The 15,569-nt window shown below is 64.9% G+C and carries 17 protein-coding genes; 10 read left to right on the top strand and 7 right to left on the bottom strand.

Annotated features, from left to right (window positions below; translation table 11 throughout):
• The first annotated feature begins 7 nt into the window (after positions 1-7).
• The 3 genes from XH79_RS34055 (at position 8) to XH79_RS34045 (ending at position 2,811) form a co-directional block, all read left to right on the top strand.
• Positions 8-1,174 (top strand): MFS transporter, encoded by a 1,167-nt coding sequence (locus tag XH79_RS34055; RefSeq protein ID WP_271584513.1) that lies wholly within the window; start codon positions 8-10, stop codon positions 1,172-1,174.
• 68 nt (positions 1,175-1,242) lie between these two features.
• Positions 1,243-1,854, top strand: coding sequence for a PilZ domain-containing protein (locus XH79_RS34050; protein WP_080134316.1), 612 nt, complete (start codon positions 1,243-1,245; stop codon positions 1,852-1,854).
• A gap of 330 nt (positions 1,855-2,184) precedes the next feature.
• A complete protein-coding gene (locus tag XH79_RS34045; RefSeq protein ID WP_212341352.1) occupies positions 2,185-2,811 on the top strand; it encodes a transglutaminase-like cysteine peptidase in 627 nt (208 codons plus the stop codon).
• A gap of 118 nt (positions 2,812-2,929) precedes the next feature.
• On the opposite strand, the gene XH79_RS34040 is transcribed toward XH79_RS34045, so the two are convergent.
• From XH79_RS34040 to XH79_RS34030, 3 genes are all read right to left on the bottom strand, one after another.
• Positions 2,930-4,693, bottom strand: a complete 1,764-nt coding sequence (locus tag XH79_RS34040) for a CYTH and CHAD domain-containing protein (RefSeq protein WP_271584512.1) — start codon at positions 4,691-4,693, stop codon at positions 2,930-2,932.
• A gap of 457 nt (positions 4,694-5,150) precedes the next feature.
• Positions 5,151-6,503, bottom strand: a complete 1,353-nt coding sequence (locus XH79_RS34035) for an amidohydrolase family protein (protein ID WP_442869995.1) — start codon at positions 6,501-6,503, stop codon at positions 5,151-5,153.
• 217 nt (positions 6,504-6,720) lie between these two features.
• Positions 6,721-7,428 carry a GntR family transcriptional regulator gene (locus tag XH79_RS34030; RefSeq protein ID WP_212341350.1) on the bottom strand — a complete coding sequence of 236 codons (708 nt, stop codon included), beginning with the start codon at positions 7,426-7,428 and terminating at the stop codon, positions 6,721-6,723.
• Positions 7,429-7,682: 254 nt separating this feature from the next.
• On the opposite strand from XH79_RS34030, the gene XH79_RS34025 reads away from it, so the two are divergent.
• The 6 genes from XH79_RS34025 to XH79_RS34000 all read left to right on the top strand — a co-directional run bounded on the left by XH79_RS34025 (position 7,683) and on the right by XH79_RS34000 (position 13,257).
• Complete coding sequence (locus XH79_RS34025) at positions 7,683-8,669, top strand: ABC transporter ATP-binding protein (protein WP_271584511.1); 987 nt, start codon at positions 7,683-7,685, stop codon at positions 8,667-8,669.
• Positions 8,670-8,711: 42 nt separating this feature from the next.
• Positions 8,712-10,001 carry an ABC transporter substrate-binding protein gene (locus tag XH79_RS34020; protein ID WP_211403896.1) on the top strand — a complete coding sequence of 430 codons (1,290 nt, stop codon included), beginning with the start codon at positions 8,712-8,714 and terminating at the stop codon, positions 9,999-10,001.
• Between the two features lie 4 nt (positions 10,002-10,005).
• On the top strand, positions 10,006-10,965 hold the full coding sequence (locus tag XH79_RS34015; RefSeq protein WP_271584510.1) for an ABC transporter permease: 960 nt from the start codon (positions 10,006-10,008) through the stop codon (positions 10,963-10,965).
• Positions 10,966-10,967: 2 nt separating this feature from the next.
• Positions 10,968-11,846: an ABC transporter permease gene (locus XH79_RS34010; protein ID WP_271584509.1), complete on the top strand. Its 879-nt coding sequence runs from the start codon at positions 10,968-10,970 to the stop codon at positions 11,844-11,846.
• A 5-nt stretch (positions 11,847-11,851) separates the two neighbouring features.
• Positions 11,852-12,583, top strand: a complete 732-nt coding sequence (locus tag XH79_RS34005) for an aspartate/glutamate racemase family protein (protein ID WP_271584508.1) — start codon at positions 11,852-11,854, stop codon at positions 12,581-12,583.
• Between the two features lie 179 nt (positions 12,584-12,762).
• Positions 12,763-13,257, top strand: coding sequence for a hypothetical protein (locus XH79_RS34000; protein WP_271584507.1), 495 nt, complete (start codon positions 12,763-12,765; stop codon positions 13,255-13,257).
• A 205-nt stretch (positions 13,258-13,462) separates the two neighbouring features.
• Here XH79_RS34000 and XH79_RS33995 read toward each other — a convergent pair whose 3' ends face one another.
• Together XH79_RS33995 and XH79_RS33990 are read right to left on the bottom strand one after the other, a co-directional pair.
• Positions 13,463-13,828: a hypothetical protein gene (locus XH79_RS33995; RefSeq protein WP_212341339.1), complete on the bottom strand. Its 366-nt coding sequence runs from the start codon at positions 13,826-13,828 to the stop codon at positions 13,463-13,465.
• Between the two features lie 103 nt (positions 13,829-13,931).
• Positions 13,932-14,249, bottom strand: coding sequence for a hypothetical protein (locus tag XH79_RS33990; RefSeq protein ID WP_271584506.1), 318 nt, complete (start codon positions 14,247-14,249; stop codon positions 13,932-13,934).
• Between the two features lie 94 nt (positions 14,250-14,343).
• Between XH79_RS33990 and XH79_RS33985 the strand changes: the two genes are divergently transcribed.
• A complete protein-coding gene (locus XH79_RS33985; protein ID WP_212341337.1) occupies positions 14,344-14,508 on the top strand; it encodes a hypothetical protein in 165 nt (54 codons plus the stop codon).
• Positions 14,509-14,510: 2 nt separating this feature from the next.
• Here the strand turns inward: XH79_RS33985 and XH79_RS33980 are convergent, their stop codons facing one another.
• On the bottom strand, positions 14,511-15,041 hold the full coding sequence (locus tag XH79_RS33980; RefSeq protein ID WP_018647061.1) for a gamma carbonic anhydrase family protein: 531 nt from the start codon (positions 15,039-15,041) through the stop codon (positions 14,511-14,513).
• A gap of 83 nt (positions 15,042-15,124) precedes the next feature.
• Positions 15,125-15,454 carry a DUF6949 family protein gene (locus tag XH79_RS33975; RefSeq protein WP_271584505.1) on the bottom strand — a complete coding sequence of 110 codons (330 nt, stop codon included), beginning with the start codon at positions 15,452-15,454 and terminating at the stop codon, positions 15,125-15,127.
• Between the last annotated feature and the right edge of the window lie 115 nt (positions 15,455-15,569).

Below are 15,569 nucleotides of genomic sequence, written 5' to 3'. Positions count from 1 at the left end.
TGAGGCATTGCGCAATCGCTGGGGCATTCTTGCGATCCTGTTCGTCGTGCGCCTCACCATTGCGTTCCAGTTCCAGAGCGTGGCTGCAGTCGCGCCGCTACTGCAGCAGACCTTCGACGTCGGCCTTGCCGATATCGGCATCCTGATCGGGCTCTATTTCACGCCGGGCGTCGTGCTGGCACTGCCGGGCGGCGCGATCGGCCGGGCTCTTGGCGACAAGGCGACCACCGTCGCCGCGCTGCTGCTGATGACGGCGGGCAGCCTCGTCATGGCCGCCACCGACGTCTGGGGCTGGCAGATGGCGGGCCGGCTCGCGTCCGGCGCCGGCGGCGTGCTGCTGACGGTGCAGCTCACCAAGATGGCCGCCGACTGGTTCGCGGGGAAGGAGATCGCGACCGCGATGGCGATCTTCGTCAATTCCTGGCCGGCCGGCGTTGCGATCTCGCTGCTGGTCCTGCCGGCGATCGGCACAACCTACGGCGCGGGCGCCGTGTTCCTGTCCGTGGGCGCACTGACCGCGATCGGCATTGTGCTGATCACGTTCTACCAGCCGCCGCCGGGAGCCAGCGTCGGCGCGACCGGCTCGGGCCGGCTCGATCCCCTCGCCCTGCTGGCGGTGATCGTCGCCGGCGTGATCTGGGGCCTCTATAATGTCGGCTTCGCCATGATCTTCTCGTTCGGCCCGACGCTATTGGCCGAGCGCGGCTGGAGCATCGCCGCGGCAGGCTCGGCAATCAGCGTCGTGATGTGGCTGTCGGTGATCTCGGTTCCGGCAGGCGGCTTTCTCGCCGATCGCTTCAAGCGACCCTTTATATTGGTGATCGCAGCCAGCCTCCTGGTGGCCCTGCTGCTGGCCTGGCTGCCGCGATCGGACTGGGTGATCACGATCCTGGTCCTGATCGGCCTGATCGGCGGCCATCCGGCCGGCCCGATCATGAGTCTTGCCGCCCGCGTGCTCGCCCCGGAAACGCGAGCGGTCGGGATGGGCGTATTCTACACGCTGTTCTATGCCGCGATGATGCTGGGGCCGGCGCTGGCCGGGCGGCTCGCCAAATCGGCCGGGACCGCGGCGGTCGCGCTCGACCTCGGCGCGGTTGCCGTGCTGGCCTGCCCGCCCCTGATGTGGCTGTTCGAACGCATTGTGTCTGTCCGTAACCAGCGCGCCCGATCCTAACGCGGCATTAACCCTATGCACCTTAGGGTCGTCCCGGACTCCGCCCGGGCGGGGGTCGGGTGTTGAAAATGGCGTTGGCGAACAAAAAATTTCTTCCGGCCGCCGAGGAACGTCGGCGTTTCCAGCGGGTCAAGGTGCACCTGCTCGGCCGCTACATGCTGCCGGACCGCCGTGAATTCCCCTGCCAGGTGATCAACATGTCGCCGGGCGGCCTCGCTCTGCTCGCCCCCGGCATCGGCAATGTCGGCGACCGCGTGGTCGCCTATCTCGACCATATCGGCCGCGTCGAGGGCAAGATCACCCGCATCATCGACAATGGCTTTGCCATGACGATCGGGGCGACGCCCAGGAAACGCGACAAGCTCGCGGCACAGCTCACCTGGCTCGCCAACCGCGACATCCTCAATCTGCCGGAGGATCGCCGCCACGACCGTATCGTGCCGCGCAACCCGATCGCGGTGCTGACGCTCGAGGACGGCACCAAGATGACCTGCCGCATCATCGACCTCTCGCTCTCGGGCGCGGCCATTGCCGCCGAGAACCGCCCGCCGCTGAAATCGATCGTCCTGCTCGGCCGCGTCCAGGGCCGCGTGGTCCGAAACCTCGAAGACGGCTTCGCGCTCGAGTTCATGCACGAGCAGCCGGCGGAGACTCTCGAAGAGAGCGTTACCGCGCGGTAAAGCGAAAGCCCGCCAAAACCACTGGTTTTCCAGCCCTGAAGGCGGCCTCCGCGACCCGGACGCCGCCTTTTTCATGCGTTGTGACCGCCCTGGCGCGGGTTAACGCGAGGCCGCCTGCGCGCCGAAACGGCGGTTCCGCCAGCGTTTCCGGGTTAATCGATAAAGTTTGAATCAATTGCAGTAATCTCCAATTTTACGCGAATTCTATTCAAGTATAGATCGAATTCGCCGCGCGTTTTACTTGCATTCGTCTCGACTTGACTTGGTCGACTTAGCGGCAACTCAAAAGCTCCGTGCGAAATGTGGTCCCAACAAGAAACGGGGGCCGCAATGTTTGATTTCAGGGGACAGGGGAAGGGTTTGGCGATCGCCGCCATGCTCTTCGGGATCAGCGCGACAGTGCAGGCCGGCGAAGGCCGTCTGCTCTACGCGAGCCTCGGCGACACCACGCGTGCGCCGATCGGCTGGGTCGAGTTCTGTGCGGACAATGCCGCGCAGTGCCAGGGCGGGCCGACGCAGCCGCGCGACATCGTGATGTCGCAGACCGCGTGGCGCGACCTCGTCAAGGTCAATCGCTGGGTCAACGAGACCGTCAAGCCTTTGACCGACCAGGAGCACTGGGGCGTGATCGAGAAGTGGTCGCTGCCGTCGGACGGTTACGGCGACTGTGAAGATTATGTGCTGTTGAAGCGCAAGATGCTGATGGATGCCGGCTGGCCCCGCGAGGCCCTGCTCATCACCGTCGTGCGCGACAAGAAGGGCGAAGGGCACGCGGTGCTGACGGTGAAGACCGACAAGGGCGAGTTCGTTCTCGACAATCAGAACGAGAACGTCGTTGCCTGGACGGAGACCGGCTACCGCTTCGTCAAGCGCCAGTCGCAGAGCGATCCCAACGTCTGGGTCTCGCTCGGCGATACCAGGCCGGCGGTCTCCACCGCCAGCGCGAAGGATCAGTAGGAACGAGACAACGAGTTACGCGACCCGGTCACATCCCCACCCCTCCCCGTCCCAGACCGGTTCGCGCGCGGCCAGCCATCCCCCAATGGCTGGCCGCAACTTTTTTGAGGGCACGCGATCAGCCGTGCGACGACCAGGGCACGCGCGCGGCGGTGAAATCCCGCCAGCTGTCCTGCAAGGACTGCTGCACGCCGATCGATGCACGCGCCTGCCAGCCGGCGATCGCGGCCGCGGCGATGGCACTGTCGCGATCTTCGGCGCCGAGCCCGTCGAGCAATGAGGCCGTCACCGCCATGTCGTTGAAGGCGCCGAGCTCCTCCTGCAGGCCGGCGAGCCTGCGGGCGAATTTTCGCGCGGACTTGCGATCGGAAAACAGCGGCAACAGAAACTCGCCGAGATAGCGCAGACGCTTGGCCGCGAGCCGCACCCGGTGCACCTCGTCGACCCCGAGCGACTTGAAGCGGCGGCCGCGCTTGAGCAGCTTGGCGTGCTGCTCCGACAGGACGCGCTGGGCGAAATTGACCGCCGGCTCGGCGAGCCGGCCGAGATATTCCGGCGCGACGTCGTTGCGCCAGCCGCGCGTCTCGATCCAGCCGCCGAGACTGATCAGGAAGACGGCGCAGCGGCGATCATCGAGCGCAAGGTGCGCCTTGCGATAGGCCTCCGACTGACGCTGCGCTGCGACCCGCCCGAGCGCATCGAAGCCCGCGACCGAAGGACAAGCCTTTGCGATCGCCGGCAAGGTGTCGAGCTGGAACACGTCCCAGTCGCGCGCAGCGGACAGTCCTTGCGCCAGCCATTTGGCTTCCGACCGCAGCGCATCGAGATTGCTGAGCGCGCCGGCCGATCGCATCAGGTCGAGCGCCGATCGCAGCCGGCGCAGCGAGACGCGCAGCTGATGCACGCCTTCCGGATTGCGGCCGTCTTCCGCCGCCGGCAGCGATTGCAACAGATGGAGGAAGCAGGAACGCAGGATCGTCGCGAAGGCCTCGTCGAGCGTGACGGAGGGATCGAGCCGAAGCTTGCCCGGCCGGCGCGCCGACGGCGCCTTGTCGGCGGCAAGGTCGAAGCCGCGCGCGGACTTGCTGCGGATCGACGGCTTCACCGCGCCATGCTCCGCAAGCCGCAGCGCGATCTCGTAGATCGCGCTCGCGCTGCCGCCCTTGAGTTCCAGTTCGATCTCGCTCACCGGCAGCGACCGGTCGCCGGCCGTCAGCTCGCCCTGGTCGAAGGCGATCTCGACCGTGCCGGATGGCAGCTCGACGATGCGCGTGTGCCGATGGATATCGGCCGTGAAGACCGCTTCGAGCGGCTGCGTTTCGAGCTGCTCGCGAAGCTTCTCCGGAATGAAGGGCATCGCCAGAGCGGGATCGGGCGCAAGCGATGGCACGCTCGCCTCCCATTCGCCGCGTCGCAGCGGATCGTCGGCGGCATCGGTCTTCACGGTCTGGACGAAGCGCGCGCCGCTCTGGCGTATGCGCAAGCTCAGCCCGGCGCGCCGAAGTCCCCACTCGGGCGTGTCGTAATAGACGGACTTGAGACGTTTGCGCGCGCCCTTGTTGCGTGCGTTCGCCGCGATGACGGGCGCAGCGCTGAAATGCGCCATGCGATCGGCATCGACGAGAAGCTTGAGCTCGATTTCGCCGGCCGGACGCGCCGCAACGTTCGACTGGGTCGGCTCCGGTGCAGGCGTTGCGTCTTGCGATGGCGTCTGATCAATCACAGCGCCCTCGACAATCGCAGGTTCCGCGCCGGACTCGGCTGCGTCACGTTGCCTGAGGAAGCCGGCGATGACTTGCGTTCGCTTACCGTCCTTTGGGACAGGATTCCCGTCCGGCACGCTCATGGTTTTGCGAGCCGGCGTAGCGTCTGATTTTAACATTTCCGGTGACATGACAGTTCTATGACAGAGCGCCAGCATATAACCGGTGCGGCTCGCGAGGAATAGTCACGTTACGTCGCGGCCCATCATGATCCACATGCACATGCCGCACGGCAGATATCGACGAGGATTGTCATAATTCGCCGAGCGCGACGAATTAAATTGCCGCGACGCGTAGTGAGTGATCGAATTGATAGCGAATCTTTCGGCTCTCGAAAGCGAGATGAACGCGTCAGCGAGATTGACTCATGCTAGCCGAGAAATTCTTTCTGGTTCTGGAGACGCTTAGAAGTCACGCCGCCGATGACGGCCCCGGGATTGTGACAAGCCCTGTTGCGACAAGCCCTGCGCGGTCTTCCACCGTCCAGGAAATCGCAAAGGATACGCTGCGCAAAGGGCTGGTTCCCGACGATCGGGACTAGAAGCGGTCCAATTTCGCAGATCGGACCAATGCGCGTCAGCGCGCGAACCTGTTCTTGTAGATCTTGCCGGCCTTCATGATCACGACGAAATTCTTCGCGGGATCTTCGACGAGGGCGATGTTCTCAAGCGGATTACCGTCGACGAGCAAGAGATCGGCCAGCGCGCCCTCCTCCACCACGCCGAGCTTGCCGGGATAGGGATTGCGCAGGCCCGACAGGCTCAGCAACTCGACATTGGCCGACGTTGCCATCGCCAGCGCTTCGGCCGGCGTGTACCAGCGCGTCAGCGCGGCCAGCATTGAGCCTTGCCTGTCCGCCAGCGCCTTCGAGAACAGCACGTCGGTTCCGAACGCAGTCTTGATCTTGTACTTCTTCGCCAGCGCGTAGACGCGATCCGTACCGGCAACCACCTGCCGCATCTTGTCCTGCTCCGACGGTCCCAGAGCGGCGGCACCTGAGAGATCGAGGAACGGCTGTGTGCTGAGCCAGACGCCCTTCTCCGCGATCAGCTTCGCACTCGCCTCGTCCATGAGGTGGCCATGCTCGATGCACCTCACACCGGCCGCGATCGACCGCTGGATTGCCACCGGCGTATAGGCGTGCGTGACAACGTAAGTCCCCCAATTGTCGGCGGCTTCGACTGCCGCGCGCAGCTCGGGCTCGGTGAAGGTGGAGACATCGAGCGGGCTGAAGGGCGAGGCGACGCCGCCGCCCGCCGTGAGCTTGACCTGCGAGGCACCCTGCATGAGCTGCTCGCGCGCGCGAACGCGCACCTCGTCCGGACTGTCGGCGACCATGCTGCCTCCGACCAGTTCCATGCGGCTGAGCATGCCGCCGATCGTTCGCGGCAGATCGGTGAGCTGCCGGAAGTCGCCATGGCCGCTGGTGATGGTGATGATGGCACCGGAGGGATAGATGCGCGGACCGGCGACGAGGTCCTCGTCAATGGCCCGCTTGAGGCCGAAACTGGGCCCGCCCATGTCCCGCACCGTGGTGAAGCCGCGCATCAGCGTCGCCGTCGCCTCACTGCCGGCGAGCAGATTGTTGTAGCCGACGTCGCCAAGAGCTGCGGCCGGCGTAGGACGGACCAGCATCGCGTGCCAATGCGCATCGATCAGCCCCGGCATCAGCACGCGCCCGCCGCCGTCGATAACCTCGGCGGTGGCCGTGACGTCTGCCGTTGAAATCTTCTCGATGACGCCGTTTCTGACGAGGACGCTGGATGGCGCCGAGAGCGCGCTGCCCTTGCCGTCGAAGATCCGCACATTGCGGAACAGGACCGCGGCCTCCTGGGCCCGCGCGGATGACAGGCTTGCGAGCACCATTGCAATGCCGCCAAGCAATGCAGCGACCGCGAAGACTTTGGCCGACATCCTCAAACCCGACATATCAGCCTTCCGTACGGTTCAGGCTACGCGAGGGGTGATGGCAGGCACGCAACGTCTGGCCCCAGTTGACGCCGACGTTTAGCTTCCGTCAACTTACAACCATGGCGGCAATATGCAGCTCTGCCACCTCCCTTGATGAGGGATCGGCTCGTCCGACGGCAATTGTATCAAAGCAAATGAAATCAAGGAGGTCGCCGTGACGTCAGGCCGCGGGCGCTCAGGCGCCCAGCACGTCCGCCAGCCGCAGCTCGTCGGCGGCGGGGTCCTTCAGGAACAGCTCAGCCTCGATCTCGTTCAGATGCGACAGCATCTGCGCACGGGCGACCTCTCTGTCGCGCTTGCGGATCGCGGTGACGATGCCGGCGTGGTGGTCGGTGCCGCAGGCCGGCGTGTCGTGGCGGCGATAGAGCAGGATGATGAGAGAGGAGCGCGCAATCAGCTCCTTGAGGAAACCGAGATAGATGCTGTGGCCGCTCATCTCGGCAACGAGCCGATGAAACTCGCCGGAGAGCCGGACCGAGGCGCGCGCGTCGCCGCGCAATTCCGCTTCGCGCTCCTCGGCAAGATGCTGGCCGAGGCGATCGAGCCAGGTCGGTGAGACCGCGTCGATCGCATGGTCGACGATGGTGGGCTCGATCAGGCGGCGCGCCTCGAACACCTCGCGAGCATCGGCGGGCGTCGGGCGCGCGACGAAGGCGCCGCGATTCTTCTCGATATTGACGATGCCCTCATGCGCGAGCTGCTGCAGCGCGGTACGCACCAGCGTACGGCTCGCACCATAGATCTCGCCGATCTCGTCCTCGCCGAGCTTGGTGCCCGGCAGCAGACGATGCTCGAGGATCGCAGCTGTCACGCCCTCCCTGATACGGCTGACGCGATCGCTCGCGTCTGGCGCATCGGGTTTTTGGCGGGTCTTGGCGGCCATGGGTGTGAGGCTCGATCGGCGAACGTTCGGCCTCGAATGTTAGTCGACGAGCTGTATCCAATCACAGGCGAAACTTTATACAATCTTCGCCCGTTTTGTGTGCAGGTGACTGCACAGGCGGCGGACGGCCCGAATACGCCGGATTCGATCTAACGATCTGACTCCGCTGCACAGTTTTGAGATTTTGCCGAGCGACGGCTGTTGGCACGGACCTTGCGGAGAGAGGCGGAAGCATCGCCCTCCTCGGACACGCCATGGCCACTCCCGCCGCTCTCGAACTGGTCGCCGTCACCAAGCGCTACGACACGACGTTGGCGGTCGACACCGTCAACCTGAAGATCCCGGCCGGGACCTATTGCTGCCTGCTCGGCCCCTCCGGCTGCGGCAAGACCTCGACCCTGCGCATGATCGCCGGCCACGAGGCGGTCAGCGAGGGTGACATCGTCCTCGGCGCGCAGAACGTCACCGATCTGCCGCCGGCCGAGCGCGGCACCGCGATGATGTTCCAGTCCTACGCCCTGTTTCCGCATCTCAGCGTGATCGACAATGTCGCCTTTGCCCTGAAGATGCGCGGCATCGACAAGCCGACCCGCCACAAGCGCGCCAGCGAACTGCTCGAGCTCGTCGCCATGAGCCCGTATGCGGGCCGCCTGCCGGCGCAGCTCTCGGGCGGCCAGCAGCAGCGCGTCGCGCTGGCACGCGCGCTGATCACCGAGCCGCAGATCCTGCTGCTCGACGAGCCGCTCTCGGCGCTCGATCCGTTCCTGCGAGTGAAGATGCGCGGCGAATTGAAGCGGCTGCAGCGCGAGCTCGGCATCAGCTTCATCCAGGTCACCCACGGCCAGGAAGAGGCGATGGCGCTCGCCGACCACATCGTGGTGATGAACCACGGCAAGATCGAGCAGCAGGGCTCGGCCCGCGACATCTTCCATCATCCCCGCACCGAATTCGTGGCGCGCTTCATCGGCGGCCACAACGTCCTCAGCGACGCCGGCAACCTCATCGCCGTGCGCGCCGATCAGCTCGGCATCGTGCCGTTCGCCGACGGCGCGTTCGGCGCGCCGGCGCTGCTGACCCAGACCGAGTACCAGGGCTCCTACATCGCCGTCTCGCTCACGCTCGACGACGGCACCGCCCTGTTCTCCCACGTTCCGGAAGCCACCTTCGACGTTCACCCGTTCCGTCCGGGCGACCGCGTGCTGGCGACCTGGGATCCCGCCAAGGCGCAGCGCCTGCAATAGCGCCGATCGATCACTGGAATGCGCAACAGAGGAGTGACTGATATGACCGAGACCACCAGGACGAAAGGCGTCAGCCGCCGCACGCTGCTCAAGGGCACCGCGGGTCTTGCCGGCCTTGCCGCCGGCTCCGGCGCCATCACCGGCTTTCCCTATGTGAAGTCGGCCGATGCGAAGGTGCTGCGCTATCTCGGCACCGCCGTGAACGAAGGCGATGACATCTCCAAGCAGTGCCTGAAGGACACCGGCATCAAGATCGAATACATCACCGCGACCACCGACGACGTCACCAAGCGCGTGATGACCCAGCCGAACTCCTTCGACGTGCTGGACACCGAATATTTCTCGCTGAAGAAGCTGGTGCCGTCGGGCAACATCCTTGCCCTCGACGCCAAGAAGATCAAGGAATTCGACAACATCACGCCGGTCTTCACCAAGGGCGAGACGCCAGGCGGCAAGAAGATCGGCAACCAGGGCACTGCGCCCTGGAAGGTGCTCTATCTCGAAGGCAAGGACTCCAAGAAGTTCGCGACCTCGGCCACCGAGTTCGTCACGCTGATCCCGACCGTCTACAACGCCGACACGCTCGGCATCCGCCCCGACATCATCAAGCGCCCGATCAGCTCCTGGGCGGAGCTGCTCAACCCCGAATTCAAGGGCAAGGCCTCGATCCTCAACATCCCTTCGATCGGCATCATGGATGCCGCGATGGTCGTGGAAGCCACCGGCAAGTACAAATATGCCGACAAGGGCAACATGACCAAGGAAGAGATCGATCTCACCATGAAGGTGATGACGGAAGCCAAGAAGGCCGGCCAGTTCCGCGCCTTCTGGAAAGACTTCAACGAGAGCGTCAACCTGATGGCCTCGGGTGAAACCGTGATCCAGTCGATGTGGTCGCCGGCGGTGACGAAGGTGCGCTCGATGGGCATCCCCTGCACCTTCCAGCCGCTCAAGGAAGGCTACCGCTCCTGGGCGTCGGGCTTCTGCGTCTCCAAGGGCGTGTCGGGTGCCAAGCTCGAATGGGCCTATGAGTTCGTGAACTGGTTCCTGTCCGGCTATGCCGGCGCCTATCTCAACCGCCAGGGCTACTACTCCGCCGTGCTCTCCACCGCGAAGGCGCACATGGAGCCCTATGAGTGGGCCTACTGGATGGAAGGCAAGCCGGCAGAGAAGGACATCAAGGCGCCCGACGGCTCGCTGCTGGAGAAGGCCGGCGCGGTGCGCGACGGCGGCTCCTACGAGGACCGTATGGGCGGCGTCGCCTGCTGGAACGCCGTGATGGACGAGAACGACTACATGGTCCGCAAGTGGAACGAGTTCATCGCGGCCTAAATTGATGGACACGTCAGAGGACATCCTGCATCAGGCATCCCCGGATCTCGTCCGGGGATCGGAGACGAAGCGCGCCGCGAAAGCGGCGCGCCTGTCGCCCTCCCTCATCTCCTGGCTCCAGGCCGGGCCGATGATGCTGGTGTTCCTCGCCTTCTTCCTGATCCCGCTGGTGTTCGTCGTCATCGTGTCCTTCTGGGACTACAACGAATACCAGCTGCTGCCGGCCTTCTCCGGCCGCGGCTACACCGACACGTTCGAAGGCTGCATCGCGCAGCTCCCCGACCTCTGCACCATCGCCAAGACCTATCTGAAGACGCTGAAGCTGTGCTTCCTGGTCTGGGTCATCACGCTGTTCATCGGCTTCTGGGTCGCCTACTTCCTCGCCTTCCACGTCAAGTCCAAGACCTGGCAGATGGGACTGTCGCTGCTCTGCACGATCCCGTTCTGGACCTCCAACGTGATCCGCATGATCGCCTGGATCCCCCTGCTCGGGCGCAACGGCCTCGTCAATTCCGGCCTGGTCAAGACAGGGCTGATCAACCATCCTCTGGAATGGCTGCTGTTCTCCGAATTCTCCGTGGTGCTGGCGCTGGTCCACCTCTTCACCTTCTTCATGGTGGTGCCGATCTTCAACTCGATGGTGCGCATCGACAAGTCGCTGATCGAGGCCGCCTATGACGCGGGCGCCACGGGCTTCCAGACCCTCGTCAACGTCATCATTCCGCTGGCCAAGCCCGGCATCGTGATCGGCTCGATCTTCGTCATCACCATCGTGATGGGCGACTTCATCACCATCGGCGTGATGGGCGGCCAGCAGATCGCAGCTGCCGGCAAGATCATCGAGACGCGGGTCAACGCGCTGCAATTCCCGGCAGCGGCAGCGAACGCCGTGATCCTGCTCGTCATCACCTTCCTGATCATCACCATGATGTCGCGCATCGTCGACATCAAGAAGGAGCTCTGAGCATGAAGGAAGGACGCCCGCGCTCTTTCTACGTGCTCGCGGTCTTCTTCGCGGCCTACACGCTGTTCCTCTACGGCCCGATGATCGCGATCTACGTGTTGTCGTTCCAGGGCCCGCAAGGCGGCCTCACCTTCCCGATGAACGGCGTGTCGACCTTCTGGATCGCAAAACTGTTCCAGGGCACCGGCATCGTCGATCTCGGCGCAGCCTTCCGCCGCTCGCTGCTTCTCGGCATCATCGTGATGATCGTCACGGTCGTGCTGTCGGTCGCCGCCGGCATGGCCTTCCGCCGAAAATTCAAGGCGCAGAGCATCCTGTTCTATTCGGCGATCGCGAGCCTGATCGTGCCCTCGATCATCACCTCGCTCGGCATCTCCCTGGAATTCCGCATCATCGACGATCTGATCAAGGCGCACTGGAACGAGAATTTCGAGACCTCGATGGGCCTGCTCACCTCCGGGCTCGGCGCGCACCTGACCTGGACGCTGCCGTTCGGACTCTTGATCATGTTCGCGATCTTCAATCGCTTCGACCCGCGCCTCGAGGAAGCCGCGCGCGATCTCGGCGCGACGCCGTGGCAGACCTTCCGTCACGTCGTGCTGCCGATCATCCTGCCCTCAGTGATCGGTATCGGCCTGTTCGGCTTCACGCTGTCCTGGGACGAGCTTGCCCGCTCCAGCCAGGCGATCGGCGCGGTGAACACGTTGCCGCTGGACCTCCAGGGCCTCACCACCACCGTAACCAACCCCGACATCTATGCGCTCGGCACCGTGATCTCGGCGGTCTCGTTCACGGTGATCACGCTTGCGCTCGGCACCATCCACGTGCTCAACAAGCGGCAGGCGGCCAAAGGCTCGGACGCCGGCAAAGGGCTTGTCTGATCGCGATGCGGCTTCACGTCGTCAATCCCAACACCACGGCGTCGATGACGGCGAAGATCGCCGCTGCGGCACGCAGCGTTGCCCTGCCCGACACCGTGATCGATGCGCGCCAGCCCGCGATGGGCCCGGTCTCGATCGAGGGTTTCTACGACGAGGCTTTTGCGGTCCCCGGCATGCTCGGCTGCATCCGCGACGCCGACCGCGACGGCGCGGATGCGCACATCATCGCCTGCTTCGACGACACCGGCTTGGATGCCGCGCGCGCCGCCGCGAAAGCGCCTGTCATCGGCATCGGCGAGGCCGGCTTCCACATGGCGAGCCTGATCGCCGCGCGCTTTGCCGTGGTGACGACGCTCGGTGTCTCCATCGTGCCGATCGAGCACAATCTGAAGAAGTACGGCCTCGCCGAGCGCTGCGCCCGCGTGCGCGCCGCCGAGGTCCCGGTGCTCGCGCTCGAGGAGCGCAACACCGACGCGCTCGGCAAGATCTCGGCGGAGATCAGCGCCGCCATCCGTGACGATCGCGCCGAGGCCATCGTGCTCGGCTGCGCCGGCATGGCCGATCTCGCCACTGAACTTGCCGCAACCCACGGCCTGCCCGTGGTCGACGGCGTCGCCGCCGCGGTGACCTTGGCGGAGTCGCTGGTGCGGCTGGGGCTGAAGACGTCGCGGCTCGGCCCCTATGCGGCACCGCGGCCGAAGACCTATTCCGGGCCGCTTTCGCCGTTTCAGCCCTGAAGCTGGCCATCTGGCCCTGCCTCCAGGGGGTAAAGCCAAGCGCCGGCTGCTTTTTTGGCCGCCAGCCTCTTTTTGGTCCCAATTGTTGCCGAATAGTAACACTTTCGGGACATCCCGGTCGCCGCCTCAGGCTGCCGGTCTTCGCCACTCACCAAGTTTCAATTTGGGTTTTGTCAGCGATGATCGATCTCGTGGAGGACACACGGTCCACCCCCCTGTTTCGCCTCGGCGCCCAGCCCATCGCGCTGACCGCCGCCGTCCTTTTCTTGCTGATCGCCGGCGTCACTTCGATCGCGATCTGGCGCGCCTATAACGGCTCTGCGCCGGAGACCGACCGGGTGGCGGCGTCGCGGCAGCTGCAGGCCCGCACTGCCCAGGCCTCCGAGCAGCTGGTCGAGAAGACCAAGGGGCTGGAGGCGACCCAGCAGGAATCGATCGACCAGCTCCAGGTCGTGCAGGACCAGCTCCAGACCGTGAAGCGGCTGCTCGCAGCCCAACAGGCCGATACCAAGCGCCTGTCGGAGCAGGTGGCGAGCCTGAATGAATCCATCGACGGCTTGCGCCAGTCCTTCGCCAGCGCCCGCGCCACCGAGGCCGAGACGCCCTCGGTTACCCGCAGGAAACCGGCTCGCTACCGCGTCCATGCCAGCTCGCGCAAGCGCTCGCGCGGCTGAACTGGCCTTTCGCCGGCGGCTTTAATTTCTCGACTTGTGAACTGGATCACATTCGCCCGTATGATTCCGCGCGATGCTGGCCCCTACCGGATGGCGTGAGCCGATTTCAATATCCGGGGCTGGCAAGGTCGTTGACGGTATACTGCGTCAACGGCCTTGTTTTTTAGCGGGCCGGCAGGTCTTCCCGCCTCATTCGTCTTCCCGCCTATTCGCAAACGTCGACACGACGGTATCGCCATCCCGAAGGTGTCATCACGCGCTTGCGGACGACGTAGCAGCCGCCGTAACCACCATCGTCATAGCCGGTACCATAATAGTAGGGATTGCCGTAATAGGGGGAGCCATAGCCGTAATAGGCGCCATAATAGCCGGCGCCGGCGAGACCTGCCCCGATCGCGACGCCTGGCCAGAAGCCGCCGCCATGCCAATGGCCGCCATGGCCCCAGCCACCGCCGCCATGGCCCCAACCGCCACCACCGTGACCGCCATGACCACCCGCCTGGGCGGCCTGCGGCGCCGACAGCCCGACCGCCGCGACGGCCAGCGCCGCCATCATCGTCTTACGTAACATCACTCGATCCTCCGCGTGGACACGCTCCACGCTTCAAAGCGGGATCAAGCTAGCCGCGTCAGGGCAATCCGGACAGCCACACTGTCTCACTTCCGCGCGAGCATCAGCAGCCGCGACAGATGCTCTTCATCTTCTTGTCGAGCTGCCGGTTCTCGCTGTTGACGGTGGCGTCGGCGGCTGCACCGGCGCCGGAGCCGATGGTCACTCCGGAGCCCGGGCCCGAGGATTGCGCCGTACCCAGGCTGTTGGTGCCGGGCGGCGGCGCCGGCGCGTTGGCGACACCTCCGGTCGGCCCCGACGAACTGCCGGTCGATCCGGCAGCGCCGCCGGTCGCTTGCGCAAAGGATACGGCCGGCATCGCCGCGAGGGCGAAGATCAGGACCAACGTCTTCATTGAAGCGTTTGCGCGCGGTGGGGCCATTGGAATGCTCCTTTATCCGTCAACGGTCCCGACCAGGACCCGTTCCGGAACCAATGCCGTCACATCGGCTTGACAGCGAGGAGGCCAAATCACGATGACCGATCGCGATCCCTTTGCAGAGGGCGAGCGCGCCGCGCGCGAACGCATCCCAGCCGAAGCCAATCCATATTCAGACGGCAGCGACGAGCATGCGCTCTGGGCCGCTGGTCACGAGCGTGTTGCAGGCGCGATCGAAGCGCGCGAATCCGAGGGAGGCTGAGCTCAGCCGATCCGCTTCAAGCCCTTCTTGAAGCGCGGGCCGTTGGCGACGTAGAACTTCGCCGCGCTTCCCATTCTCTGCACCTGCGCGTCGTCGAGCGTGCGGATCACGCGTGCGGGCGAGCCGATGATCAGCGAGCGCTCGGCAAACTCCTTGCCCTCGGTGATGACGGAACCGGCGCCGACGATGCTGTTGCGGCCGATCTTCGCGCCGTTCATCACGATCGAGCCCATACCGATCAGCGCGCCCTCCTCGATGGTGCAGCCGTGCAGAATGACGTTGTGGCCGACGGTGCAGTTCCTGCCGATGACGAGCGGAAAGCCGAGATCGGTGTGGCAGGTCGAGCCGTCCTGCACGTTGGCGCCCTCGCCGATCTCGATCCACTCATTGTCGCCACGCAACACCGCGCCGAACCAGACGCTCGCCCCCGGCTTCAGGCGCACCCGGCCGATCACGGTCGCGGTCTCCGCGATGAAATAGTTGCCGTCCGCGGGAAGTTCGGGCGCCTGCCCGTCGAGCTCGTAGATCGCCATCAAGGTCTCCTGTCGGGTTGACCCAGCCATAGCGAAACGGCGGCCCCGACGCAAAGGGCCGCGGGAGGCTTACAAGGCCCGCCTCAGGTCAGGACGCCGGCGGCGCGCAGCGTCATCAGGAAGAAGGTGCCGCTCATCATGCTCCAGAAGCCGGCGATGACGGTCGCCATCATCACGAACTCGACGCGGCGGCTTTCCATCTGCATGCCGCGCAGCGTGTTGCGCATGATGATGAAGGGCGCCGCGAACACCAGGAACGGCACTGCCGCGAAGGTCTTCGGCGCCACGCCGTCCTGCAACAGGCCGAAGCCCGCGGGCCGCTGCGCGAACGCCTGGTATCCGTTCACGAGGGCGCCGGCGAGCGCGAAACCGATGCAGATCGAGAAGAAGGAATTGAGAGCTTCAGGTGTCATCGGAAACTGTCCGCACTTACGCAACGCCGGAGCCTTCCTGTGACAAATCGTGCTGGTTAACGCTACATTATCCTTAAGAGAAGGTTAACGGCGCCGGCCAGCCCGCGCAGGGCCC

The sequence above is a fragment of the Bradyrhizobium sp. CCBAU 45389 genome (genome assembly GCF_028128625.1).
In the GTDB taxonomy this organism is placed as follows: domain Bacteria; phylum Pseudomonadota; class Alphaproteobacteria; order Rhizobiales; family Xanthobacteraceae; genus Bradyrhizobium; species Bradyrhizobium liaoningense_B.
The sequence above is the reverse complement of the archived record's forward strand: the minus strand, read 5'-3'. Positions and strand labels throughout refer to the sequence as shown.